This is a genomic window from Planotetraspora sp. A-T 1434 (assembly GCF_025420585.1).
In the GTDB taxonomy this organism is placed as follows: domain Bacteria; phylum Actinomycetota; class Actinomycetes; order Streptosporangiales; family Streptosporangiaceae; genus JAOEGB01.
This window is the reverse complement of record NZ_JAOEGB010000018.1, coordinates 47,888-70,200: the sequence shown is the minus strand read 5'-3', so window position 1 is coordinate 70,200 and position 22,313 is coordinate 47,888. Positions and strand designations below refer to the sequence as shown.

Annotated in this window: 24 protein-coding genes and 1 pseudogene; 10 read left to right on the top strand and 15 right to left on the bottom strand. The window is 69.9% G+C overall.

Annotation, left to right across the window (positions count from 1 at the left end; genetic code table 11):
- Positions 1-108: 108 nt before the first annotated feature.
- The gene (locus N5079_RS22970) at positions 109-1,227 is read left to right on the top strand and encodes a hypothetical protein (protein WP_261586043.1); all 1,119 of its coding nucleotides are present in this window, start codon (positions 109-111) and stop codon (positions 1,225-1,227) included.
- 216 nt (positions 1,228-1,443) lie between these two features.
- Here the strand turns inward: N5079_RS22970 and N5079_RS22965 are convergent, their stop codons facing one another.
- The 3 genes from N5079_RS22965 to N5079_RS22955 all read right to left on the bottom strand — a co-directional run bounded on the left by N5079_RS22965 (position 1,444) and on the right by N5079_RS22955 (position 3,671).
- Positions 1,444-2,538, bottom strand: coding sequence for a diacylglycerol/lipid kinase family protein (locus N5079_RS22965; protein ID WP_261586042.1), 1,095 nt, complete (start codon positions 2,536-2,538; stop codon positions 1,444-1,446).
- A 75-nt stretch (positions 2,539-2,613) separates the two neighbouring features.
- Positions 2,614-3,021, bottom strand: coding sequence for a DUF3224 domain-containing protein (locus N5079_RS22960; protein WP_261586041.1), 408 nt, complete (start codon positions 3,019-3,021; stop codon positions 2,614-2,616).
- Between the two features lie 125 nt (positions 3,022-3,146).
- Complete coding sequence (locus tag N5079_RS22955; RefSeq protein ID WP_261586040.1) at positions 3,147-3,671, bottom strand: nuclear transport factor 2 family protein; 525 nt, start codon at positions 3,669-3,671, stop codon at positions 3,147-3,149.
- A gap of 128 nt (positions 3,672-3,799) precedes the next feature.
- Between N5079_RS22955 and N5079_RS22950 the strand changes: the two genes are divergently transcribed.
- Positions 3,800-4,366 carry a TetR/AcrR family transcriptional regulator gene (locus N5079_RS22950; RefSeq protein WP_261586039.1) on the top strand — a complete coding sequence of 189 codons (567 nt, stop codon included), beginning with the start codon at positions 3,800-3,802 and terminating at the stop codon, positions 4,364-4,366.
- 167 nt (positions 4,367-4,533) lie between these two features.
- Positions 4,534-5,316, top strand: coding sequence for an ATP-binding protein (locus N5079_RS22945; RefSeq protein WP_261586038.1), 783 nt, complete (start codon positions 4,534-4,536; stop codon positions 5,314-5,316).
- A gap of 58 nt (positions 5,317-5,374) precedes the next feature.
- On the opposite strand, the pseudogene N5079_RS22940 reads toward N5079_RS22945, so the two are convergent.
- The 8 genes and pseudogenes from N5079_RS22940 to N5079_RS22905 form a co-directional block, all read right to left on the bottom strand.
- Positions 5,375-6,167, bottom strand: a pseudogene (locus N5079_RS22940) (ABC transporter permease).
- Positions 6,164-7,114, bottom strand: a complete 951-nt coding sequence (locus N5079_RS22935; protein ID WP_315967879.1) for an ATP-binding cassette domain-containing protein — start codon at positions 7,112-7,114, stop codon at positions 6,164-6,166. The pseudogene N5079_RS22940 and the gene N5079_RS22935 overlap by 4 nt, the downstream one beginning before the upstream one ends.
- Before the next feature lie 22 nt (positions 7,115-7,136).
- Entirely contained in the window at positions 7,137-7,985 is an 849-nt protein-coding gene (locus N5079_RS22930; RefSeq protein WP_261586037.1) for a DUF4097 family beta strand repeat-containing protein, read from the bottom strand.
- 83 nt (positions 7,986-8,068) lie between these two features.
- On the bottom strand, positions 8,069-8,587 hold the full coding sequence (locus N5079_RS22925) for a toxin-antitoxin system HicB family antitoxin (RefSeq protein ID WP_261586036.1): 519 nt from the start codon (positions 8,585-8,587) through the stop codon (positions 8,069-8,071).
- A gap of 334 nt (positions 8,588-8,921) precedes the next feature.
- Positions 8,922-10,532 carry an MFS transporter gene (locus tag N5079_RS22920; RefSeq protein WP_261586035.1) on the bottom strand — a complete coding sequence of 537 codons (1,611 nt, stop codon included), beginning with the start codon at positions 10,530-10,532 and terminating at the stop codon, positions 8,922-8,924.
- Positions 10,533-11,232: 700 nt separating this feature from the next.
- The gene (locus N5079_RS22915; RefSeq protein WP_261586034.1) at positions 11,233-11,982 is read right to left on the bottom strand and encodes an SRPBCC family protein; all 750 of its coding nucleotides are present in this window, start codon (positions 11,980-11,982) and stop codon (positions 11,233-11,235) included.
- Position 11,983: 1 nt separating this feature from the next.
- Positions 11,984-12,595, bottom strand: a complete 612-nt coding sequence (locus N5079_RS22910; protein ID WP_261586033.1) for an ArsR/SmtB family transcription factor — start codon at positions 12,593-12,595, stop codon at positions 11,984-11,986.
- Between the two features lie 237 nt (positions 12,596-12,832).
- The gene (locus N5079_RS22905; protein ID WP_261586032.1) at positions 12,833-13,282 is read right to left on the bottom strand and encodes a universal stress protein; all 450 of its coding nucleotides are present in this window, start codon (positions 13,280-13,282) and stop codon (positions 12,833-12,835) included.
- A 110-nt stretch (positions 13,283-13,392) separates the two neighbouring features.
- Between N5079_RS22905 and N5079_RS22900 the strand changes: the two genes are divergently transcribed.
- The 5 genes from N5079_RS22900 to N5079_RS22880 all read left to right on the top strand — a co-directional run bounded on the left by N5079_RS22900 (position 13,393) and on the right by N5079_RS22880 (position 17,689).
- Positions 13,393-14,328, top strand: coding sequence for an ABC transporter ATP-binding protein (locus tag N5079_RS22900; protein WP_261586031.1), 936 nt, complete (start codon positions 13,393-13,395; stop codon positions 14,326-14,328).
- A gap of 1 nt (position 14,329) precedes the next feature.
- On the top strand, positions 14,330-15,100 hold the full coding sequence (locus N5079_RS22895) for an ABC transporter permease (protein ID WP_261586030.1): 771 nt from the start codon (positions 14,330-14,332) through the stop codon (positions 15,098-15,100).
- Between the two features lie 2 nt (positions 15,101-15,102).
- Positions 15,103-15,900: an ABC transporter permease gene (locus tag N5079_RS22890; protein ID WP_261586029.1), complete on the top strand. Its 798-nt coding sequence runs from the start codon at positions 15,103-15,105 to the stop codon at positions 15,898-15,900.
- A 165-nt stretch (positions 15,901-16,065) separates the two neighbouring features.
- Positions 16,066-16,788: a DUF2786 domain-containing protein gene (locus tag N5079_RS22885; protein ID WP_261586028.1), complete on the top strand. Its 723-nt coding sequence runs from the start codon at positions 16,066-16,068 to the stop codon at positions 16,786-16,788.
- A 214-nt stretch (positions 16,789-17,002) separates the two neighbouring features.
- Complete coding sequence (locus N5079_RS22880; RefSeq protein WP_261586027.1) at positions 17,003-17,689, top strand: helix-turn-helix transcriptional regulator; 687 nt, start codon at positions 17,003-17,005, stop codon at positions 17,687-17,689.
- Positions 17,690-17,945: 256 nt separating this feature from the next.
- Here N5079_RS22880 and N5079_RS22875 read toward each other — a convergent pair whose 3' ends face one another.
- The 4 genes from N5079_RS22875 to N5079_RS22860 form a co-directional block, all read right to left on the bottom strand.
- On the bottom strand, positions 17,946-18,344 hold the full coding sequence (locus N5079_RS22875; protein WP_261586026.1) for a VOC family protein: 399 nt from the start codon (positions 18,342-18,344) through the stop codon (positions 17,946-17,948).
- A gap of 272 nt (positions 18,345-18,616) precedes the next feature.
- Entirely contained in the window at positions 18,617-18,940 is a 324-nt protein-coding gene (locus tag N5079_RS22870; protein WP_261586025.1) for a DUF952 domain-containing protein, read from the bottom strand.
- A 26-nt stretch (positions 18,941-18,966) separates the two neighbouring features.
- The gene (locus tag N5079_RS22865; RefSeq protein ID WP_261586024.1) at positions 18,967-19,749 is read right to left on the bottom strand and encodes a TetR/AcrR family transcriptional regulator; all 783 of its coding nucleotides are present in this window, start codon (positions 19,747-19,749) and stop codon (positions 18,967-18,969) included.
- A 14-nt stretch (positions 19,750-19,763) separates the two neighbouring features.
- Entirely contained in the window at positions 19,764-20,087 is a 324-nt protein-coding gene (locus N5079_RS22860; RefSeq protein ID WP_261586023.1) for a DMT family transporter, read from the bottom strand.
- Positions 20,088-20,317: 230 nt separating this feature from the next.
- Between N5079_RS22860 and N5079_RS22855 the strand changes: the two genes are divergently transcribed.
- Both N5079_RS22855 and N5079_RS22850 read left to right on the top strand, forming a co-directional pair.
- On the top strand, positions 20,318-21,355 hold the full coding sequence (locus N5079_RS22855) for a radical SAM protein (protein WP_261586022.1): 1,038 nt from the start codon (positions 20,318-20,320) through the stop codon (positions 21,353-21,355).
- Between the two features lie 165 nt (positions 21,356-21,520).
- Positions 21,521-22,276 carry a phytanoyl-CoA dioxygenase gene (locus N5079_RS22850; protein WP_261586021.1) on the top strand — a complete coding sequence of 252 codons (756 nt, stop codon included), beginning with the start codon at positions 21,521-21,523 and terminating at the stop codon, positions 22,274-22,276.
- The last annotated feature ends 37 nt before the right edge of the window (positions 22,277-22,313 follow it).

Below are 22,313 nucleotides of genomic sequence, written 5' to 3'. Positions count from 1 at the left end.
CATCAGCGGTAAGTTCTCCCGCCTCACGGCATGGCGTCGGGCACTACCCTTTCATGCATGGCTGGCCGGAAGTCTGCGCCCCCAAGGCCGATCGCACCAGGGGATGTTGTGGCTGCATTCTCTGAGTCCCTCGATGAGTGGACTGCCGCGCAGATCACTGATCTCAATCCCGACTGGAAAACGGCCGGAGTGCTTGAGCTGAACTGGTCCGGCCCAGAGCCCGAATCAGTGACCGACCTCGGTGAGGTGTCGGCCCTTGTGCTGACCCACCACAACTGGGCAGGCCGGCCGTCTCATTGCAACTACGAATGGGTTCTTCCGCGCGGTTACAAGGTCATCGGCAAGCTGCCGCTTTTGCGCACCAAGCCGTCATCGAGCTACTCCACCGGGTGGTGGCTCGGCGAACAGCTCGCCCGCCAAAGACGCTGGGACAGAGGCGAGCGCGAACCTTGGTCTGATCCGCGCGAGATGACCCGCACAGGCGCCGAGATCAACCAGGCGATGAACGAGCTTGCTGGGCCTCGTCGCGACATTCGCAGCTTGTCCGTCACAGAGGTCGAGTCTCTCGACTGCGACCGGCTTGCCGAGCATTTCCCCGCGCTGGTGCTGCTTTCGTTGTCCGGCAACCTGGGCCTGCTCTCCCAGGCATCGAGTCTCAACCGGCTGGCGTCGCTGCGAAGGCTGCACATCACGGACCTCTTCGGGATGAGCAAGTCCGATCGTCTACTACCTAAGTGCGTTCCTGCGCTGGAGCTGCTGTGTCTCCACAGCGTCCCGCACGAGTACGCCGTCGCCATGCGGGCGACCTGGCGCCCGGAGATCCCGCATGGCACGTTCGTCGAGATCACCGCTGCTCGCAAGCCCGAGTGGGTCGCGGAGAACCGGGCCAACCCCTTGCGTGACTGGGACGGTCGCGAGCACATCAGCGGAACCTGCTACAAGGAGGCCGTCGCGCAGTACAAGGAGACGCGGCAGGCGGTCATAGCGGTGCTTTCTGGCCACTCTGACGAGAACCTGCCGGCTCAGCTGGTCCAGATCGGCCGTGAGTACGGCATGGGCTTCAACGAGCTGGATCGTCGAACGCGGTTCATCGCGACCGACGAAAGAGAGGAACTCTTCGCCGCCCTCGACTTCATCGTGAGCGACGCCGAAGCAACCCTCGGCTTGGCCCTAGGCGCGGTGAGAGGAAGCCTGGCCGCGGGCGTGGACGCCGTTCGCGACTGGTAGCCGGCCGAGGTCCCGCATTCGAGCGCAGCCGTCGGTCTCCCCCGGCATTTCGCGTGGCACCGCCGGGCCGCCTCCTCCGGGGATGTGCGGGCCGCCGAACCGGCGTAACTCTCGGCATGTGCCGGGCCCACGCGTCGCGCTACGCCGGCAGGAATGGCCGCGGACCGGTTCCCCTCCCCGTCTCGGCCGCCCCGGCTCCCCCGCCTCGGATGGCCGTCATCCCTGGTCGGCGGGGTTGTCCGGCAGGCAGAGGGTGATGCCGCGCGGCACGACCTTGATCTTCACGCGCTTGACCTCTCCGCGCGCCCCGCCATCCAGCTCGTACGCCATGGGGGTGCTGAGCTTGACGGAGATCTTGCGGGCCCGGGTGACGCGGACGAACGGGGAGTCCTCGGCGCGCCCGGCGCTCATGCGTCCGAGGGCGCGCGCCCACTGGATGGGGCCTTCGGCGGTGGAGACACCGACCTCCAGCCAGCCGTCGTCGGGCCGGGCCTCGTCGAAGACCTCGACACCGCCGGTGATGGTGCCGACGTTGCCGACGAGCACGCAGCTGGCGTCCCCTTCGAACCAGTCCGTGCCGTCGATCTTGATTTTCATGGGCGTGACGGCGCCGCCGACGTGCCGCAGGCCGGTCCAGACGTAGGCGAGCCGCCCGAGGCGGTCCTTCAGGCCCCGGTCGGCGTCGGCGATCATCTCGGCGTCGAACCCCACGCCGGCCATGACGGCGAAGTGCTCACCGTTGATCTTGCCGAGGTCGAGCTTGACGCGGCGGCCCTGGAATCCGATCCGTACCGCCTCGGGCAGATCCTGCGGGATGCCGAGGTTGCGGGCGAGCAGGTTGGCCGTTCCCGCGGGGATGATGGCGACCGTGGCGTCGGTGCCGGCGAGCGCGTCGACGCAGCGCTGGACCGAGCCGTCGCCGCCCCACACGAAGATCAGGTCCGCGCCCTTCTTGAGGGCTTCGCGGGCCTTCTTCGGGGCTTTCTTGCTTTTCGGCACTTCGTACCACAGCAGGTCGCCGACCTCGTGGTCCGCGATCACTTTGCGAAGCTCGTCGAGCCCGCCGCCGAGGGACTTCTTGCGGTGGGCGATGACCGCGACGCGTGGAGCCTTGCCGTGGGCCGACCGCGTGCGGGACTCGGGCTCGGCGTGGCGCCCGGTGGCCAGGTCGTCCGCCGGCTGTGCGGTGGCGGGTCGCCCGTCGGCCGGATCCTTGGCCGGTCCGGCGTCCGGTTCTGGAGTGGCCGTTTGCGTGGTCGTTTGCTCGGTGGCCGGGTCTTCGGCGGCCTGTCGATCAGCGGGAGACAGCATGCGGCACCAGCTACCCACCGTTAGGCGAGTTAGGCGTGCCGCCAGGTCATGGCCGGGCCACGGCCATCGGGCCGATCACTCGGGCGAGTCCCGCAGTTCGTAGTCCAGGGTGAACACATGGCTGCCGTCTTCGCGGCGCTCGATCCTGCCTTCGCCCCGCAGTCCGGACAACTCCCCCGTCCCGGATGTGGGAACGATCTGCCACCGCATCCACTGGGCGCCGTCGTCGCTGCCCGCGCTGTGTTGCAGGACGAAGGTGCCCTTTCGGCCGCCGAGGGTTCCGTCGAGGTGTTCGATGCCGACGTACGCGACTGGGCCGGCCGCGGTGGCGACGGTGAGGATCTCGGTGGTGCTGGTGGCCTCGAGGTCGCCGTGGAACGCCTTGGTGATCAGGATCCGGCCGACCGTCGCGCCTTCCCGTTCCTCCGTGGCGAGCTCGTTCCAGCCGGTGATGTCGAAGGTGCCTGTCGCGTGGTTCGTCATGCCCCTACCTTCGCGCCCATTCCTGCCATCTTCTGTCAGGTAGGGGCGGTCAGGGCCCCCGACTACGAGCACCTGGCCGCGCTGTAGCGCCCCGCTTCTGATTCCCGTCTGGTCTCGGCGGCGTGTCAGACAGGGCTCTCTTTCCCGGCCACGGTCATGCCCCGGAGCAGTGCGGGGAGCTGGCCGAGGGCGTCCGCCATGGCGAGGACGTCCTGATACTCCCGGACATGCACGATCTTGCCGTCGCGGACGCGGAGAACTGTGACGAAATGGGCCGATGCCTGGCGGCCGGTGGTGAGGATCGTCCCGGTGAGCTCGTATTCGGCGATGATCACTTCGGGGTCGGCGGTCTCGTGGACGACCACGTCGCGGAACTCCTCGAACCGGACGGGGAGGGCGTCCCGGCCGGCCTTCGCGATCGCGTCGAACGCGGCGCGGCCCTCGATCCGCCGGGGCCTGCCGGGCGGGTTGAACGGCCACTCCACCACTACGTCGTCCGCGTTGAGGTCGCCCACGTAGGGCTCCCCCGCTGAATGGTCCCCCGTGTGGTCTGGCGTGTGGTCGCCGGTTCGGTCGTGGGCCTGGTCCGGGGATCCGGCGAGGACCGCCTGCTGCCAGCGGGTGAAGGCTTCGCGTGGGGTCAGGGTCATCGAGGGTCACGGTTCCTTCCGTCGGATCGTGGATCTGTGGCTCAGGGCGGCGTGCCGTACAATCGGAGTCGTGACTCCGAATAGAAGATACGGAGCGGCGACTCCGATTGTCAATGGCCCGCTTGCCGATGGCTGAGGAGAAGCCGCTGCGCGCCGACGCGCGGCGAAACCGAGCGAAGATTCTCGAGGCGGCCGAGGCCGTCTTCGCCGGACAGGGCCTGTCGGCGTCGACCGAGGACGTGGCGAAGGAGGCCGGTGTCGGCGTCGGAACCGTCTTCCGGCATTTCCCGACGAAAGAGGCGCTGATCCAGGCGGTGTTCCTCGGCCGGGTTCGCCGGCTCGCCGAGAAGGCCGCGTCGTTGTCGGAATCCGACGCGGGAGCGGCGTTCTTCGCGTTCTTCACCTACGCGGTCGAGCAGGCCGCCACGCAGAGCGCCTATGCGGAGGTTCTGGCCGAGGCCGCCGCCGTAAAGGGTGGTGATGGGGAGCCGTCGCCTGTTGGGGCGGAGTTGGCGGCCGCCCTGGAGGCGCTGCTCGCGCGGGCCCAGCGGGGCGGGGCCGTACGCCTGGACATCGGCGTGGCGGAGCTGATCGCGTTGCTGATCGGCGCGTCACGGGCCGCCGAGCACGTGGAACCGGAAGTCCGGAGCCGGATGCTCGACATCGTGTTCGACGGGTTGCGGTCGCCTGGGTGACGTGCGGGTAATTCAGGCGAGAAACTTATCTGAATGCTGCGAACCGGCTCACTTTGCCGCGAGTCATGACAGATGATCGGAGGCATGCGTTTTCCCCGACCGGCCGTTCGCGCGGTGTACGGCCGAGCCGTCCAGGCGGGACGGGCTGTTCGAGGACTGCCCCGGGGATGCTGACGTCTCCCTTTCCCTCCCATGAGGACCGGAGGGCCGCCGACAAGGTGTTCGGCTCCGCCGCGACCGCTCCGAGGCGGGCACGGGCCTTCGTCAGATGCCAGCTCGGCAGGTGGGAGCTGCCGCAGCTCGTCGACACGGCGGAGCTGCTGGCGTCGGAGCTGGTGACGAACGCGGTGCAGGCCACGAACTCGGTGTCGAGCGTTCCGATCGCCTCGTCGATGTTCCCCGTGACGCTGCGCATGGTGGCGCTGCGGCTGAGTCTGTCGTCGGGGCCGCGCAGCCTGTTCATCGAGGTGTGGGACGGCAGCGAGCGCGAGCCGGTGCCCGCCGAGAGTGGGGAATGGGACGAAGGCGGCCGCGGGTTGACCCTGGTGGGCAGCCTGGCGACGAAGTGGGGACACTACACGGCGCCCGACCGGGGGAAGATCGTTTGGTGCGAGCTCGCCGTCCCACTCCCCCGCACGCCGGACTCCGTTACGAAACCGCCGCCCAGCTTTGGCGCCCAGGGCCTCAGCGCCCTTGAATCGCCCGACTTCTTGGACTCACCGGAGTTCGTGGGTTCGCTGGAGCCGCTGGAAAGCCTTGGTCCATTTGGGGCCGAGGCCGGTGAGCCGCATGCGTCGCTGCCGCGGCGGATGCGGCGCAACCCTCGGGGCAGGCGCGCCGAGGGCCCCGACGCGGCCACTCTGCTCCGCGTCCTGGAGGGGCTGCGCAAGCTCGACCTCTCCGACAGCACGCGGCGATCCGACAGTACGCAGCAAGGGGACGGCGACTGACCGACGCCGCGGCCCGATGCGCATCCGGCGTATCTTTTGTCTTTGGCTCAAGTGAGGCTTAGCGGGTGGATTCGCGGTTGAAGAGCTTCTTCGACCAGAGGTAGCCGCCGAGCGTGATGACGACGCACCAGCCGACCGCGATGACGGCGTTGTTCCCGATCGGCGTGCCCATCAGCAGGCCGCGCAGGGTCTCGATGAGCGGCGTGAACGGCTGGTACTCGGCGAACCAGCGCAGCACGGTGGGCATCGAGTCGGTCGGGACGAACCCGCTGCCCAGGAACGGGAGCAGCAGCAGCGGCATACCGACGTTGCTCGACGACTCGACGGTCTTGCTGGCCAGGCCGAACGCGACCGACAGCCAGATGAAGGCGAAGGCCATCATCACCAGGACACCGATGAGGGCGAGCCATTCGCCGGGCCCCGCCGACGGCCAGGAAGCCGATGAGCAGCGCGACGCCGGTGACCGCCGCGATGCTGAGCATCGTCTGGATGAGGCTGCCGATGACGTGTCCGGTGAGGACGGACACGCGGGCGATGGCCATGGTGCGGAACCGGTCGACGATGCCCTCGGTCATATCCATGGCGATCGAGATGGTGGTGCCCTGGACCGCGGCGGTGATCGTCATCAGGATGATCGCGGGGGTGACGTAGTTGACGTATTCCGCACGTCCGCCGGAGACGCCGCCGAGCCCGGCGCCGAGCGTGCCGCCGAAGACGTAGACGAACAGCAGCAGGAAGACGATCGGCATGCCGATGAGCTGCAGTGTCATGGACGGGTAGCGCACCATGCGCTTGAGGTTGCGGCGAAGCATCGTCGCCGAGTCGGTCAGGGCGTACGACACAGTGCTCATCGTGCGGTCACCTTTTCCTTGTTGCCGGTGAGAGCGAGGAAGACGTCGTCGAGGTCGGGGGTGTGCACGCTCAGCGAGTCGACCTCGACCCCGTTCTGGTCAAGCCGGTCGAGCAGCGCCTTCAGCGACCTGAGGCTGCCGTCGTGCGGTACGCGCAGGGCGAGCGTGTCGCTGTCGCGGGACACCTGGCCCACGGCGCGCGCGGCGGATTCGAGGTCGCGCTCGTCGGCGAACCGCAGCAGGACGTGGCCGCCGGGAATGCGCCGCTTGAGCTCGTCCGCGGTGCCCTCGGCGACGATCTTCCCGTGGTCGAGCACCGCGATTCGGTCGGCGAGCTCGTCGGCCTCCTCCAGGTACTGGGTGGTGAGGAAGATGGTGACGCCACCCGCCACGAGCTCCCGCACGATCTGCCACATGGCGCGGCGGCTGCGCGGGTCCAGCCCGGTGGTCGGCTCGTCAAGGAAGATCACCTGCGGTGAGCCGACCAGCGTCATCGCGAGGTCGAGCCGCCGCCGCATCCCGCCGGAGTAGGTCGCCGCCGTCTTCTTTGCCGCGTCGACGAGGTCGAACTGTTCGAGCAGCTGGGCGGTCCTGCGCCTGCCCGCCTTCCGGCCGAGGTGGTGCAGATCCGCCATCAGGGTCAGGTTCTCCTGACCGGTCAGCAGGTTGTCGACCGCCGAGAACTGGCCGGTGACGCCGATCGCGGCACGCACCGCGTCCGGCTCGGCGGACAGGTCGTGACCCGCGATCCGCGCGCTGCCCCCGTCGGCGCGGATCAGGGTGGACAAGATCTTGACTGTGGTGGTCTTGCCGGCGCCGTTGGCGCCGAGTAACGAGAAAACGGTGCCACGTGGCACGTTCAGGTCGACGCCGTCGAGCACGACGTGGTCGCCGTACGACCGGCGCAGTCCGGTCGCCGTGATCGCGGATTGGGATGGCATGGTCATGAGAACCCCTTTCGAGGTCTGGTCAGGAACGGCGGACGGTGATGTCGCCGAACGACGTGTGCGCGCGGACTTCGACGGTCTGCTCGGACTTCTCCGGTGCTTCGCTGAGACCGTCCAGCGAGTTGTCCACCCGCCCGTGCGAGGTGTTCAGGTCGAGCCATGCGGCGGTGCCGGCGGCGACACCGATTTCGAGGTGGCCGGTCGAGGTGTGCAGCGTGACGGTGTCGCGCGTGACCTGGCCGACGCGAATGGTTCCGTTGGAGGTCCTGGCTTCCACCATGGCGTCGGCCCGGTCGACGGAGATGTCGCCGTTGGCCGAGCGCACCTGCAGTTCGCCGGTGACGGTGCCGATGCCGGTGTTGCCGTTGGAGTTCTTGATGACGGCGGTGCCGCCGATCTCGCCGATGTGCACGCGCCCGGTGCCGGTGGAGACGTCGGCGTTGCCCGCGACCGTTTCGACGGTGATGTCGCCGCCGGAGGTGGCCAGTCGAAGCGGTCCGGTCCGGTCGAGGCGGAAATGCCCGACCGACGCCTTGAGCCGGCACTCCCCCAGCGTGCCGACGCCGCGCAGGTCCGCTACCGACAGGTCCGCGTGCACGTGCGAGCCGGTGGGAAGTTCGATCAGCACGTCGACCGACCTGGTCTTCTTGGAGAAGTCGAGCAGGCGGGCCTTCGGCCCACGGACCGTCAGCGTGCCGTTGGCGTACTCGACTCGCGTCTTCTGCGCGGCGTCCACATCGGACTCGTCGGACTCGTCGCTGGGCCGCACCTCGACGACGGTGTCGGTCCGGTCGCTCGCGATGATCTGCACGTCGCCGACGGAGAGCTCGATCGTGGCGGTAATCGGTTCAGGCGTGGCGAAAACAGGCATGGCTATCCCCTCGGAATGAGTCAGAGGAACATCTCCGCTGGTCGGAGATGTACGAAGAAGGTGGTTCTGGGTGTCGGAGTGGGCTAGCGAGCCCAGCCGGTGTAACGCTGAGCGCTGCGCTTGCCGCGCCGGTCGGAGCCGTGGTCGCGCTCCGGGGCACGTAGCGCGGTCGAGGCGGCCCGCACCAGCCAGGCGTTGAGTGAGCGGCCTTCCTTGCCCGCCGCCTCCTCGATCGCGGCCTTGAGCTGTTCCGGGAGGCGGACGTTGATCCGTGCCACTGGGCCGTCCTCGAAGCTCGCCGCGGCGTCATCAGCCGACACCGCGGCCAGATCGGGGGTGTCATCGAGTGGCTGCTCCGCCTGCCTAACCGTCACGACGAAGTTCGGGTCACGTCCACGCAGGTGCACCTGGACCGAACCGGGAGCCAGGTCTCGGGTGATCTCGTCGGCGGCCGCCGACAACGCCTCGAGCAGGGTGAGCCGGATCGCCGACTCCATCGTCACGGTCAACCGCTCGATCAGCACACTGGCGTCACCCTCACCGGTCTCGACGGCGGTTAGCAGCTCGCGACCGAGGGAGGCCACATACGGGGTCAGGTCCATGGCATCACTATGGCACGCCATGGTGCCATCGGCAAGCCATATTGGCTCAGATTGGCACCACTCTGGCTCAGGCTGGATGTTCAGCTGATCACTACACGACAGACGGACTCCCGAACTCGCACGTCAGAGGGGTGCGGTCGTCGCGCCAATGCCCTTCAGATGCGCGGGGCGGAGCCGAAGCCTTCCGGATCGCAGCCGCATTGATCACCGGCGCCCCGCATTCGGGGGACGGCGCTGTGGCTTGCCGTACCTGGGTGCGGATGCGAAGGAGCCGGGTGGCCACGTTGGGTCGTGGACACCCGGCTCCTCATGGTTCGTGCTGCTCTCTTGCGGGTTAGACGGGGCGGGTTTCGGGAGCGCCGGCCAGCGCCGTCTCCGCGTCCGCGTCGGCCTGAGCGGGATCTGCCTGCGGGGCCGGCTGTACGGGCAGGCTGCTGTTGCGGAGCCCGGCCGCCGCGATGACGAGGCCGACGAAGACGACGGCTCCGACGCCGCCCACGACGTTCAGGCCGCTGGTGAAGGCGGCGCGTGCGCCGTCGAGCAGGGCGGTGCCGAGCTGGCCGGGCAGCTGCGCCGCCGCGGTCACGGCCGCCGTGATGCTCTCACGGGCGACGTCGACCACGTGGTCGGGAACGCCCGCCGGGATGGTGTCGGCGAGCCGGCTGCGGTAGACGACGATGCCGAGGGTGCCGAGGGAGGCCACGCCGAGGGCGACGCCGAACTCGCCGCCGGTCTCCATGATGGACGCCGCGGATCCCGCCTTCTCCGGAGGCGCGGACCCGATGATGAGGTTGGCGACCAGCGCCATCGGAAGCGCGATGCCGCCGGCGGCGAGGACGAGCCCGGTGACCAGCACGCCGACGCCGCCGACGCTGTGGACCTGGGTGAGCAGGAGAAGTCCGGTGCCGCCGATGGCCAGGCCGATCGCCATGATGTACGCCGGGTTGAGGCGGCGGGCGAGGGCCGGGGACAGCAGGGATCCGAGGACCATCGCGATGTTCTGTGGGATCAGCCAGAGCCCGGCCTTCAGCGGGGAGAGTCCGACGACCATCTGCAGGTAGAGGGCGGACAGCAGCGAGGCGCCGGCCATGACGATCCCGCTGAGCAGCATGATGGCCAGCGAGGTGCTGAAGCCGCGGTTGGTGAAAAGGCGCAGGTCGAGCAGCGGGCTGGTCAGCTTGCGCTGCCGCCGGGCGAACACCACTCCGAAGACGGCGCCGGCGACGATGGCGGTGACGGGTATGACCTGCCAGCCGTGCCTGGCGGCCTCCTTCAGGCCGTAGATGATCGGCAGGATCGCGGCGAGTGACAGGGCCACGCTGGTCAGGTCGAGCCTGCCGGCGCTGGAGTCACGGTACTCCGGCAGCATCGCCGGGCCGATCACGAGGAGCAGCACCATGAACGGCACGCCGAGCAGGAACGCCGAGCCCCACCAGAAGTGCTCCAGGAGCAGCCCGCCGACCAGGGGGCCGAGGGTCATGCCGCCCATGAAGCAGCTGAACCACACGGCGAAGCCGATGGCCATCTGCTGCGGGTTCTTGAACATGTTCCTGATCAGGGCCATGGTCGAGGGGCCCAGCATGGCTCCGGCGATGCCGAGTAGTGCCCGGGTGGCGATGAGCATTCCGGGACTGGTGGAGTAGGCCGCCGCCACCGAGGCGGCGCCGAACAGCACCGCGCCGATCAGCAGGAGCTTGCGACGCCCGATGCGGTCCCCCAGCGTGCCCATCGTCACGAGGAATCCCGCGAGCATGAACGAGTAGATGTCCATGATCCACAGCTGCTGGGTGGAGTCGGCCCCGAGGCCTGCGCTGAGGTGGGGCAGGGCCAGGTACAGCACGCTGACGTCCAGGGACAGCAGCAGGGTCGGCAGGGCCAGCACGGCCAGCCCGATCCACTCCCGTCGCCCGGCCCGTGGGCCGGCGTCGACAGTCGTCGCAGTCATTTGGAACTCCCTATGGTGGGCTACGGATGATCGTTGATTCCTGGTGGTCAGCCGCGCGCGGGCGGCGATGCGTGAGTGAGAACGGCCGGGCGGGCGGGCCGTACGGAACCTCTGCGGTGGCCTTTCGCCGATCTTTCGCCGAGTTTTCTGCTGCTTCGGCGTTTTTCACGGGTTTCGCGGGTGCGGGTTTCGCAGATTTGGCGGCTTTCAGCGGTCGTTCGGCGGTGCTGGACGCGAACGATCCGGTTCGCCGGTTCGGTGGCCGCACCGGGAGTCGCAGGGCGGCGTAGTGAGCCTCAGCGGACTGTCACCGCGGTCGCCGGGTTGACGCGTAGTCGCGGTGGGGCTTCGCCGGGAGTGGCTCGTTGGCGGGGCTTGGTGGGGGGGTTCCTGATAGCCCCGCCAACGAGGTTTGTGGGCGGCCGCACCGCGCGTCGGGACACGGGTCGGGACACGGGTCGGGACATCGTCCGACCTGGCCGACCTGGCCGCCTGCGTCGGCGTGGTCTGGTCTGGTCTGGTCGGATGTGCCCGGTCCGGCGCGGCGGGGCCGCGTGCGATTGCCGCTCGACGGTTGGAGGTCGACGGTTGGAGGTCGACGGTTGGAGGTCGACGGTTGGAGGTCGACGGTTGCGGGTCGGGACGGTCGCTCGTCTTCCGCGTCGTTGCGCGGTTGGTCGTGCGGTTGGTCGTGCGGCGGTTAGGCGAGGGAGTGGGCGAGCCAGGTCTGCCAGGCCTGCTCGGTCTCCTTCTCGTCCGCGTCGGCGGAGAAGTTGTGCTGCTCCACGAACACCATGTCCTGATATCCGTGGCCGAAGGTGAGCAGCGAGTCGGTCGTGCGGGCGACGACGAACTCGTGAGAGTCGGTGAACTCCACGACCCCGCTTGACGCCGGCAGCCCCTCGACCGTGAGCCGCACCTGGTCCCCCGGGGCAGCCGTGCCGGTCAGCCCGAGCGCGCCCCCGAACGCCGCCCAGACGCGCTCCTTGTCGGTGAGCTGCGGGCCGGGAAGGAACAGGTTGAACGTCGAGGTCCTGCCGGGGAAGTGCTTGAGGTAAGTGGCGAGCTTCTTGAGGTAGATGCCGTCGCCCTTGGACAGCGCGTCGTACTCCGCCTCCCAGTTGTCGCCGAGGAAGCCGTTGTGGACGAACCGGAGCACGGTGCTGCCCCCGTCGCGGGCCTCGATCAGGTATTCGAACGCCATGAACGTCCCGTCGGGGTTGCCGACCCCCCGGTAGGCCAGGTGCTTGGACGGCTCCCAGGCGGTGACGGTCGACTCGCTGGTGACGCCCATGAGGGTCATCCGGACCGCGCCGCCCTCGCCGGGATCGACCTCGTTGCGCCCCATGAACCAGGAGTCGATTCCCGGTCCCTTGGCGATCGCGTCCCACACCTGCTCGGGCGTGGCCTCCAGGACGATCTCCTCACGGACTTCGAACTCGTGCGGCATATCAGAACTCCTTGGTTTCGGTCTGGGTCATGTCGTGGGTGATGCTCGGGTGGACGGCGACGATCACGCGGTGGTCCCGTCCGCCGGGGGCGGCGTCGTCGTGGTACTTGCCGACGAGCGTGGTCACCGCGCTGGCCAGTTCCTCGGCGAAGGCGGCCCGGTCGGCGGCCGTGGCGAAACGCACCCGGCCGTCGATCGCGAAGGTCGCGACCCTCTTCTTCGCCTTGGCCGCGCCGGTGATGAGTGCGCCCACATCGCGGACGAGCTGGGAGGCGACCGCCAGGAGCCAGCGTGCCGACAGCTGGTCAGGCGAGCGGTCTGGGTCCGGGGCCACGGCGGCGAGCGCGGTCGGCGAGATCACGTAGGACGCCGCCGTGGCGCGCATCACCCGCTCGGTGACGTTGCCTTTGCGGCGCTCCTCCACCAGCTCGACGAGCCCGTGCTGCTCAAGCGCCTTGAGGTGGTAGTTGACCTTCTGCCGCGCCAGGCCGACCTTCGCGGCCAGCATCGTGGCCGACGCCGGCTCGGCCAGCTCGGCCAGCAGCCGGGCCCGCACCGGGTCCAGCGAGACCTCGGCCGCGGCCGGGTCCTCGATCACCGCCACTTCGAACATGCCGCAACACTCTCACCGACAAGAGTTATTGTCAAGACTCTGGAAGTTGTCGGCGAGATCGGCTTAAGGGCTCAGGGCGCGCAGAGCCGCCAGCGCGCTGTGGGGAACGGATGGCACGGGAAAAGTGGCTGGTGCCGTACGGCTGGGAACGGCGACGGGAACGCGCAACCGAACCCCCGGGCGGGAACGCCCGGCCGGGAATGGCGCTTCGGCAGGGGATGGCTCTGGCCGTGCGGCTTAGGGGACGACGGTGACGGGCCAGCGGCCGGCGCGGACCAGGCGGACCGCGACCGAGCCGATCAGACGGTGCCCCGCCTGTGCGGAGGCGCCCACGACCACGGCGTCGGCTCTGACCTCGTCGGCGACACGTCCAAGGGCGGCCGAGGCCTCGCCGCGCTCAGTTCTGAACGTGTACTGGACCGGGCTGGCGCTCGACCTCGCGAACTGGGCGAACCGTTCGCGCAGCTCGGTTGCCACCTGCTCCCCCGCCGCGGCGGCGGACGCCGACGCGTCGGGCACCAGGGCGCTGAGCGTTCCGAGGTCGGTGACGTGGACGAGGATCACCTCGGAGCCCTGGCGGCGGGCGAGTCCCCAGGCGTAGGCGGCGGCGCGGAGCGAGTTGTCGGAGCCGTCGACGCCGACGACGATGACCTTGGGACCGTCCGTACCCAGCTCGAAGGCGCTCATGTCCGTGAGCCTATGGCGGCCCGGCTCGCGGCCCGAGCCGGGGGTGCCTGCCGTACGGGCTGAATAATCGCTTGCGGAAATGTCGGGGCGGTTCGTTAGTGTCTCGACGTGTGGCTGACCAACCTTTGATTTTCGCTCGTGGCCTGGTCAAACGCTTCGGGGACTTTACCGCCGTCGATGGGATCGACCTGGAGGTGGCGCCGGGTGAGGCGTTCGGCTTCCTGGGGCCCAACGGGGCGGGGAAGTCCTCCACCATGCGAATGATCGGATGCGTGTCCGCGCCCACGTCTGGCGAGTTGCGAATCCTCGGGATGGATCCGGTGCGTGACGGGGCCACGATCCGGGGTCGGCTGGGGGTGTGCCCGCAGCTCGATAATCTCGACCCCGACCTGACGGTCCGGGAGAACCTCACGACCTACGCGCGCTACTTCGGACTGTCGAGGGCCGAGGGCCGCAGGCGGGCCGACGAGCTGCTGGAGTTCGTGCAGTTGTCCGATCGCGCCAACGGGAAGGTCGAGCCGCTGTCGGGCGGCATGAAGCGGCGCCTGACCATCGCGCGGGCGATGGTGAACGAGCCCGACCTGGTGTTGCTGGACGAGCCGACCACGGGCCTCGACCCGCAGGCCCGCCATCTGCTGTGGGAGCGGCTGTTCCGGCTGAAGCAGCGCGGGACGACGCTGGTGCTGACGACGCACTACATGGACGAGGCCGAGCAGCTGTGCGACCGGCTCGTCGTCATGGACGGCGGGAAGATCGTCGCCGAGGGGTCGCCGCGCTCTCTCATCCAGAGCTACTCCACGGCCGAGGTGGTCGAGCTGCGCTTCCCGGACGGGCTGGACGGCAACGCCGGTTACGCGGCCAAGCTCGATGGGGTGGGTGAGCGGGTCGACCCGCTGCCCGACCGGGTGCTCGTCTACGCCGACGACGGGGATTCGGCCGTGGCCGAGGTGCACCGGCGGGGCCTGACGCCCGCGAGCGTGCTCGTGCGCCGCTCGACGTTGGAGGACGTGTTCCTTCACCTGACCGGCCGGACGCTGGTGGACTGACATGACCGCTGGAGCTGTGCATCCCACGGTCGCCGTGCTGGAGCGTCATCTGACCCTCTACCGGCGGCTGTGGCAGGCGTCGGTGTTCTCCTCGTTCGTCCTGCCGGTGCTGTTCCTCATCAGCATCGGCATCGGCGTGGGCCGATATGTCGGATCTATTCAAGATGTCGATTACCTGTCGTGGATAGTGCCGGGCGTGCTCGCCTCGACCGCGTTTCAGATCGCCATCGCTGAGTCGACCTTCTCGGTGCTTGGCGACTTCAAGTGGGTGCGGGGCTACCACGCGATGCGGGCCACACCGGTACGGCCGGCCGACATGATCGGTGGGCACCTGCTGTATCTGGTGTTCCGGGTCGAGGGGGCCGTTCTCGCGTTTCTGCTGGTCGTGGTGTTCTTCGGTGGGCTGCACTCGCCGTGGGCGCTCGTCACCCCGCTCGTCTGCGCTCTTCTCACGGTGGCGGCGGCCGCGCCGGTGACCGCGTTCGCCGCCAGCATCGACCATGACAGCTACTTCGCGCTGCTTTTCCGGTTCGTGGTGATTCCCTCGACGCTCTTCGCGGGCGTGTTCTTCCCCGTGGAGCAGCTCCCGGCGGTGGTGCGGCCCGTGGCGTACGTGTCGCCGCTGTGGCACGCGGTCGAGCTGTGCCGGGCGGCCACGCTCGGGCGCGCGCCGGCCTGGCCGGTCGCGGCGCATGCCGGATATCTGCTCGCGTGTTCGGCCGTGGGTGTCTTCCTGGCCGTCAGGGCGTTCCACCGGAGGTTGGAAGACTGATGATGACCACGCTGGTGGCGTCCCGGGTCTCGCCCGGCAGGGTGAGCGCCGTGATCAGCCGCAATGTGGGCGCGCTGCGCTCCGGACCGTCCTACTGGATCGTCCTGGTGTCCGGGTTCTTCGAGCCCCTGCTGTACCTGCTGTCGATCGGCGTCGGCGTCGGCGCGCTGGTCGGCGACCTGACGGTCGGCGGGCGGACCATGTCATACGCGGCGTTCGTGGCCCCCGCGATGCTGGCGGTGTCCGCGATGTCGGGCGCGCTGGCCGAGACGACGTTCAACTTCTTCTTCAAGTTGAAGTACATGAAGACGTTCGAGGCGGTGCTGGCCACTCCTGTGCGGCCCATCGAGGTCGCGATGGGCGAGCTGACCTGGGCGATGGTCCGCGGCTCGGTCTACACCGGGATCTTCCTGGGCGTCATGGTGGCGCTGGGGCTGACCACGCCCGGCTGGGCGCTGGCGGCCTTCCCCGCCACCGCGCTCGTGGGGCTGGCCTTCGGGGCGGTCGGCATGTGGATCAGCACGCTCATGCGCGGCTGGCAGGACTTCGACCTGATGAGCACGGGCCAGTTCGCGCTGTTCCTGTTCTCCGGCACCTTCTCCCCCGTGCAGAACTATCCGCTGGGCGTGGAGATCCTGATCCAGCTGACGCCGCTCTACCACGCGGTCGAGCTGGTCCGCGGGCTGTGCACCGGCGTGCTCGGGGTGGGTCTGGCCGGCCACGCCGCCTATCTGGCCGTCATGGCCGTGGGCGGGCTGTGGCTGGCCGCCCGCCGCATGGAGAAGAGGCTGTGCGTCTGAGTCCCGTTCCGGGCGGCCGATGTCTGTGACGATCAGAGACGGATCCGTAACTGTCGGTGGCAGGTCGTACGGTTGCGTCTGACGCCGGTCGGTGGTGGCCGGCGCCCCGTCGCCCGACCGGCGTGTGCCGGCGGCGCTGTCGTCCGCATGGAAGGGATGGCCCGGATGACCGAGATCCCCGAGCGCAAGCTCGAACTGGTGCGCAAGCTGCTCGCGGTGGCCGAGCATCCCAACACCAGCGAGACCGAGGCGGCCATCTACCTGGAGAGAGCCTGCGGCATCATGGCCGCCTACGGAATCGAGCAGGCCATGCTCGCCGATGCCGGGAAGGTGGCCGACGAGGTCGGGTGCATCACCATCCGGGTGGGCAACCCCTACCAGCCGGACCGGCGGACCCTGCTCGCCGGTGTGGCGGCCGCGCTGCGTTGTCAGTCGATCTACCGCAAGATCGGGCAGGTGTCGGAGGTGCAGGTCGTCGGCTACCGATCCGACCTGGCCCTCGTCGAGATGCTGTTCACCTCGCTGTGCCTTCAGATGGCGTCGGGAGTGCTGCGGGTCGCCGCGCCGCCCGGGCACACGACAATCAGCTACCGCAAGAGCTGGATGGCCGGATACGTCAACCGGGTCTGCGAACGGCTGCGCGCCGCCGAGCGCAGAGCGGCGCAGGAGGCGGAGCCGGTCACCGGCCGGTCGACCGACCTGGTGCTGCTCGACCGCAGGGCCGAGGTGAGCCGCGTGTACCAGCAGATGTTCCCGCAGGTTCGCAAGGCGGGACGGCGGGCGCTCTCGGACTGGGCCGGCTGGTCCAGCGGCCGGGCCGCCGGTGACCGCGCCGACCTCGGTGGCAGCCGCCTCAGCGCCCGGCCCCGATCCTCTATCGGCTCCTGAACGCACCAGCAAGGGTTCTGTGGGGCAGCTCGCCCCGGTGGTCGGCGGCCCTGCCACGCGGTGGCGCCCCCCTTGGCGCCCGGCCGCGATCGGCGACCGGCTCCTGACCGGACAAGCGGGGTGCCCGAGGGGCGCTCCGGGGGTGGCCGGCCCGGGGGCCGTGGGGCGACATGCGGCGGGCCGCCATGGCTCACCGGCGCGGGATACTGCAGGCATGTATCAGGAGCGGGCGTCGCGGGTGCCGGGCGCGGTCCTGTGGCGGCTGACCCTGCCGGCGTCGGGCTCGGCGCAGCGGGTGCTGCCGGACGGCTGCATGGATCTCATCTGGGCCGACGGCGAACTGCTCGTGGCCGGGCCCGACACCGAGGCGCACTTGGTGCCGGGCTCGCCGGGCGCTCGGTATGTCGGGCTGCGCTTCGCCCCCGGCAGGGGTCCGGCCGTCCTGGGAGTGCCTGCGCACGAGCTCCGCGACCGCCGGGTTCCGCTGTCGGATCTTTGGCCGTCCGTGCGGGTCCGGCGCCTGGCCGATCAGGCCGGCGCGGTCGCGGACCCGGGCGCGGCCCTGGAGTGGGCCTCCGCCGGAAGGCTCCGTGAGGCAGCCTCCCCTGACCCCGTGATGGCCGGCGTCGCGGCGGGTGTCGTGGCCGGTGCACCCGTGGCAGACATGGCCGCCGAGGCCGGCATCAGTGAGCGGCAGCTGCACCGGCGCTGCCTGGCCGTGTTCGGCTACGGCCCGAAGACCCTGGGGCGGATCCTGCGGATGAACCGCGCGGTCGACATGGCCCGCACCGGTATGCCGTTCGCGGACGTGGCGGTAGCCGCCGGATACGCCGACCAAGCCCATCTCGCCCGGGAGGTGAAGGCGCTGGCCGGAGTGCCGCTCAGCACCCTCCTCAGCTAGTGCCCCTACCCTCATCGATCGGGCCGTCCCACACGGGCATCGGACTTCGGCAAACGGGGCTCCCGCATCAGTCGGGGCGGCCCTGCCCAGCTTGCCGACAACGGCTATCCTGCCCGGCCGGCGCAAGTCCGCTTCAATCGCGGCGACGTAGTCGCCGAAACCGGCGGGGTTGGCACCCGGGAAGGCGTGGTCGAGGTATCGCTTCCATAGCCGGACGCTGCGCAGCAGATAGGAGTCCGGGGCCGGGACGGCGGGCTCAGGTGGTCGGCAGTGCCGCGAAGAGTTCGACGCTGTTGCCGTCCGGGTCGTGCACGATCGCGTACCGCTGGCCCCAGAACGCGTCCCACGGTTGCCGGTGCCCTTCGTAACCCGCGCCGACGAGGTCGGTGTAGACGCGGTCCACCTCGGCGGGGTCGTCACAGCGGAAGGCGAGCCCGATCCGGGGACTCCCGCTGGGGGGCGTCCACCCGGGGTCGAAGGAACGGATGGTCTCAGTGGTGTCCCAAGCGAGCCGCGGCCCGCCGGGCAGAGTCACCTCTACATGGGGCTCGGTGTCGGCGCTCGCCGGGATGTCCAGGCCCAGGCGGCGGTAGAACGCCAGTGACTTGCTCAGGTCGGCCACCACGAGGCCGATCAGATCGAAGGAAGGTGCCATGAAGCCCACGCTAGGGGCCTCGCCGTACCGCCGTCTTGAACGAATCGGACACTCCACGGCGCGGCCGGCCACGGGGCGATGTCGATCCGGAAGTCGTCGTCGATCAGCTCTGGGGGGCCTGATATCACCGGATGCTCATCCCCGGCCAGCCTCTGACCCGCCGGTTCGCCGAGACGCTCGTCGCCAGCCTGCTCACCGGGATGGCCGGCCCATGAGCGGTACGGCAAGCTCCCACGGCCCGCCCTCATGGCGGTCACGACCGACGCGAGTGATCAGGCAGGAGCGGTGAACGGGGTGACGGCGACGACGGCTGTCACGGGCACGGGGCCGTAGATATGCGGGAACGCCTCGGTCGTCCCCTCGGGAACCTCATACTTCACCGGACATCCGAGGCGGTCCTCTTCGATCGTCAGGAGCACCAGCGGCTCGGTGACGTGGCGGTAGAAACGGCGCGCTACGCCCTCGGCCTGCTCCAGGTCGGCGGAGGCGTGAATGAACCCTTCCTCCTCCAGCGTCCGGCCCAGCGTTGACACCCGGTATTCGCCCGTATTTTCCGCCTCGGCCCAGTCTTCGGCCAGTGCGAGGTGCACAATCATGGCTCGACCCTACCGACCTTACGGGGTCAGCTGATCGCCCTGAGCGCGCGGGCCACCACATCCCTGGCCCGATCACGCCCTTCCGGGCGCGCCTCCACGACGTCCTCCAGCCATAGGCCCGACAGCACGGTGGTGACGAAACGGACCTCGGACCGCCCGTAGGAGTAGCCCGCCCGCCCGAGCACGGACGCGACGATCTCCTCACAGCCGTCCGTCCACCCCCGCGCGATGCCCTGCAGGGCCGGGTCGCGGCCCGCCTGCAGATAGAGCTCCCACAGGCCGAGCTGCCTCGGCCGGTCGAGCGCGTACACGTCGGCCAGCACCTCGGCGAGCCGCTCCGGCGAGCGGTCGCGCACGGAGTCGAGGGAGGCGCGCATCGAAGTGAGCTCCCGGTCCACGAGCAGGCCGAACGCCTGGGCGACCAGTTCGTCGCGGGAGGAGAAGTAGTACGTCGTCGCCGCGAGCGGGATCCCGGCCCGCCGGGCGACCGCCCGGTGCGTCACCGCCGCGAAGCCGCCTTCGGCGAGCAGCGCGACCGCCGCGTCCAGCAGCGCCTCCCGGCGGCGCAGCGCCCGTTCCTGCCGCCGCCTTCCAAGAGCCGCCGGATCCCCGCCGACCGCCTCACGCGCTGTCGCGCCTCCCGGGCCACTGCCTGCCTCGGGACCCGCCGTGCGAACAGGCTCCCTGGCCGGGTCACGGACCGGGTCACGGACCGGGTCACGGACCGGGTCACGGACCGGCGTGCCGGGCGGTACGGGCGGCGAGTTGGCCTGTTCGGGCACGGCCCGGTTGCTTTGCTGTGCGTTCATATCGCGACGACGCCTCAGTGCGACCCGGCCAAGTTGAGCACCACGACGCCACAGATGATCAGCACGATACCGGCGACTTTGGTGAGGTTCATCCCCTCGCCGAGGAACAGCGTGCCGATGAGGGCGATCGCCGCGGTGCCTATGCCCGCCCACACCGCGTAGGCGATGCCGACCGGCATCTGCAGCTTCAGAGTCCAGGCCAGCAGGATGAACGAGGCGACGTATCCGGCGACGACCACCACGGTCCAGGCGACATGAGACAACCCGTCGCTCAGCTTCAGGGCGGAGGTGGCCAGGACCTCCGAGGCGATCGCGGCGGCGAGCAAGAGCCAGGCCATGGGGGATCCTCCATAAAAACGGTACGCTTGTCCCAGATTAGAGGTTGAGCTTCGCGGGCGACAGAACCGGCCCCAGCGGGTGCCCCAACATGCCAATCGGCCCAGTGGTCGCGTCTGCCAGGGAGACGTGCCGCCGTGCGCGCCGCCGGAGCCCGGTGTCTCCCGGCCGCCTCCGCGGTGGGGGGCGTGGGGGCCTGCCGTACGGCGTGGCCACTTGGCGTGGGGGTCGAATGCGTGTTCTACTGATCTCCATGCGTCGCGACGCCTCTTCCGGCTCCGGGGCCGCCCCCGGGGTCCAGCAGTCGCTCCTCGACGGAGGACCCGCGCGGCCCCGGATCGAACGGCAGGCCGTCACCCGCGTCTTCGGCGACATCACGTGCTACGAGGTGCCGGCGCGGACCGCGATCGACCGCGTGCCGGAGGCCGCCGAGCTCCCCTACCGGTGGGCGGTGAGTCCCTACCGCGGGTGCGAGGCCGGGTGCCGCTACTGCGCGGCCCGGCGTGGTCACCGCTACCTCGGGCTCGACGCGGGAGAGGACTTCGCCTCCCGGATCGTCGTCAAGACCAACCTGGCGGACCGGTTACGCCGCGAGCTGGCCGCCCCGCGCTGGGACGGCGATCCGGTCGCGCTCGGCCTGAGCGGCGACTGCTACCAGCCCGCTGAGGAGACCTACCGGCTGATGCCCGGCATCGTCCGGGCCCTGGCCGACGCCGGGAACCCGTTCACCGTGCTGACCAAGAGCCCTCTCGTCCTGCGCGACCTCGACCTGCTGCGCGACGCCGCCAAGGTGACGCAGGTCGGCGCCGCCGTGTCGGTCGGGTTCGTCGACGACCGCATCCGCCGGGCCGTCGAGCCGGGCGCGGCCACCCCGCAGCGGCGGCTGGAGGTCTGCGCCGCGCTGAACGACGCGGGCATCCCGTGCGGTGTTCTGATGGCGCCGATCCTGCCCCTGATCACCGACTCGGCCGATCACCTGCGGTCCACCGTGCGACGGGCCGCCGAGGCGGGCGCGGTCAGCGTGACGCCCGTCGTGCTTCGCCTGCCTTCCGGCGCCCGCGAGTCCTACCTGGGCTGGCTCGAACGCGAGCACCCCGGGCTGGTGCCCCGCTATCAGGCGTTGTACGGCAAGGGCCCCACGGCGGACCCCGACTATCGGAGCCGGATCGCCGAGCAGGTCCGGGGCCTGGCGGCGGCCTACGGCATCGGCCAGGACACCCGCCGCTGGCGCCGCCGCCGCTCCCCGGCGAGGCAGCTCGCCCTCGTCTGATGGCCGGTACGTCGCCGAGCTCGCCGGCGCGAGGGCTGCGCCGGCACCTCGGGGCCCAGCCTGCGGCGCGCCGACCTGGCGGCCGCTGACCTCGTCCGGTCACCTCACGGCGGTGCGGGGAAAACCGGTCGACCGGGACGACGGGAGATCGCTAGCGTCGGCGGCATGGAGCTCTTCAGCGACGCGGACCTCGACCGCTTCGTCACGGATGGATTCCTCAAGATCGAGGAGGCGTTTCCCCGGGAGGCCGGCGACCGCGCCCGCGCCCTCATGTGGGACATGATCGGGCTGTCCCCGGACAGGCCGTCGGAGTGGACGAAGCCCGTGATCTGGGCCACCGACCACACCGGTGCGGGCCCGTTCGGTGAGGCGATCCGCAGCCCCCGGCTCTCCGCCGCGCTGGATCAGCTCGCCGGACGGGGTGGCTGGGCGCCGCGCGGCAGCGTGGGCAACGCGCCGATCCGGTTCCCGCACCCGTCGGACGCCGGGGACACCGGCTGGCACATCGACCAGAACGACCCCGGCCCGAAAGGCGCGTGGGGAGTGGTCACCGGCAGGCCGCGCACCATGCTGGCCCTGCTGCTGTTCTCCGAGGTCGGCCCGGACGACGCGCCGACGCGGATCCGGGTCGGGTCGCATTTCGACGCCGCCCGGGCGCTGGAGCCGTACGGCGAGGAGGGGCTGCCGTTCTTCACCTCGGGCCCGATCCTGGACGAGGCCAGCGCCCACCGGCCCCTGGCGTACGCCACCGGGCTTCCCGGCGACGTGTACCTGTGTCACCCGTTTCTCGTCCATGCCGCGCAGCCGCACCGGGGCGCCCGGCCGCGGTTCATGTCCCAGGTGCCGTTCTTCCTCGCCGAGCCGCTGCACCCCGGCGCTCCCACGCCGCTGGGCCGGGCCGTACGGCTGGCACTGGGCTGACGGCTCACATCATCGGCGTCGGCCGCGCAAGCCGGTC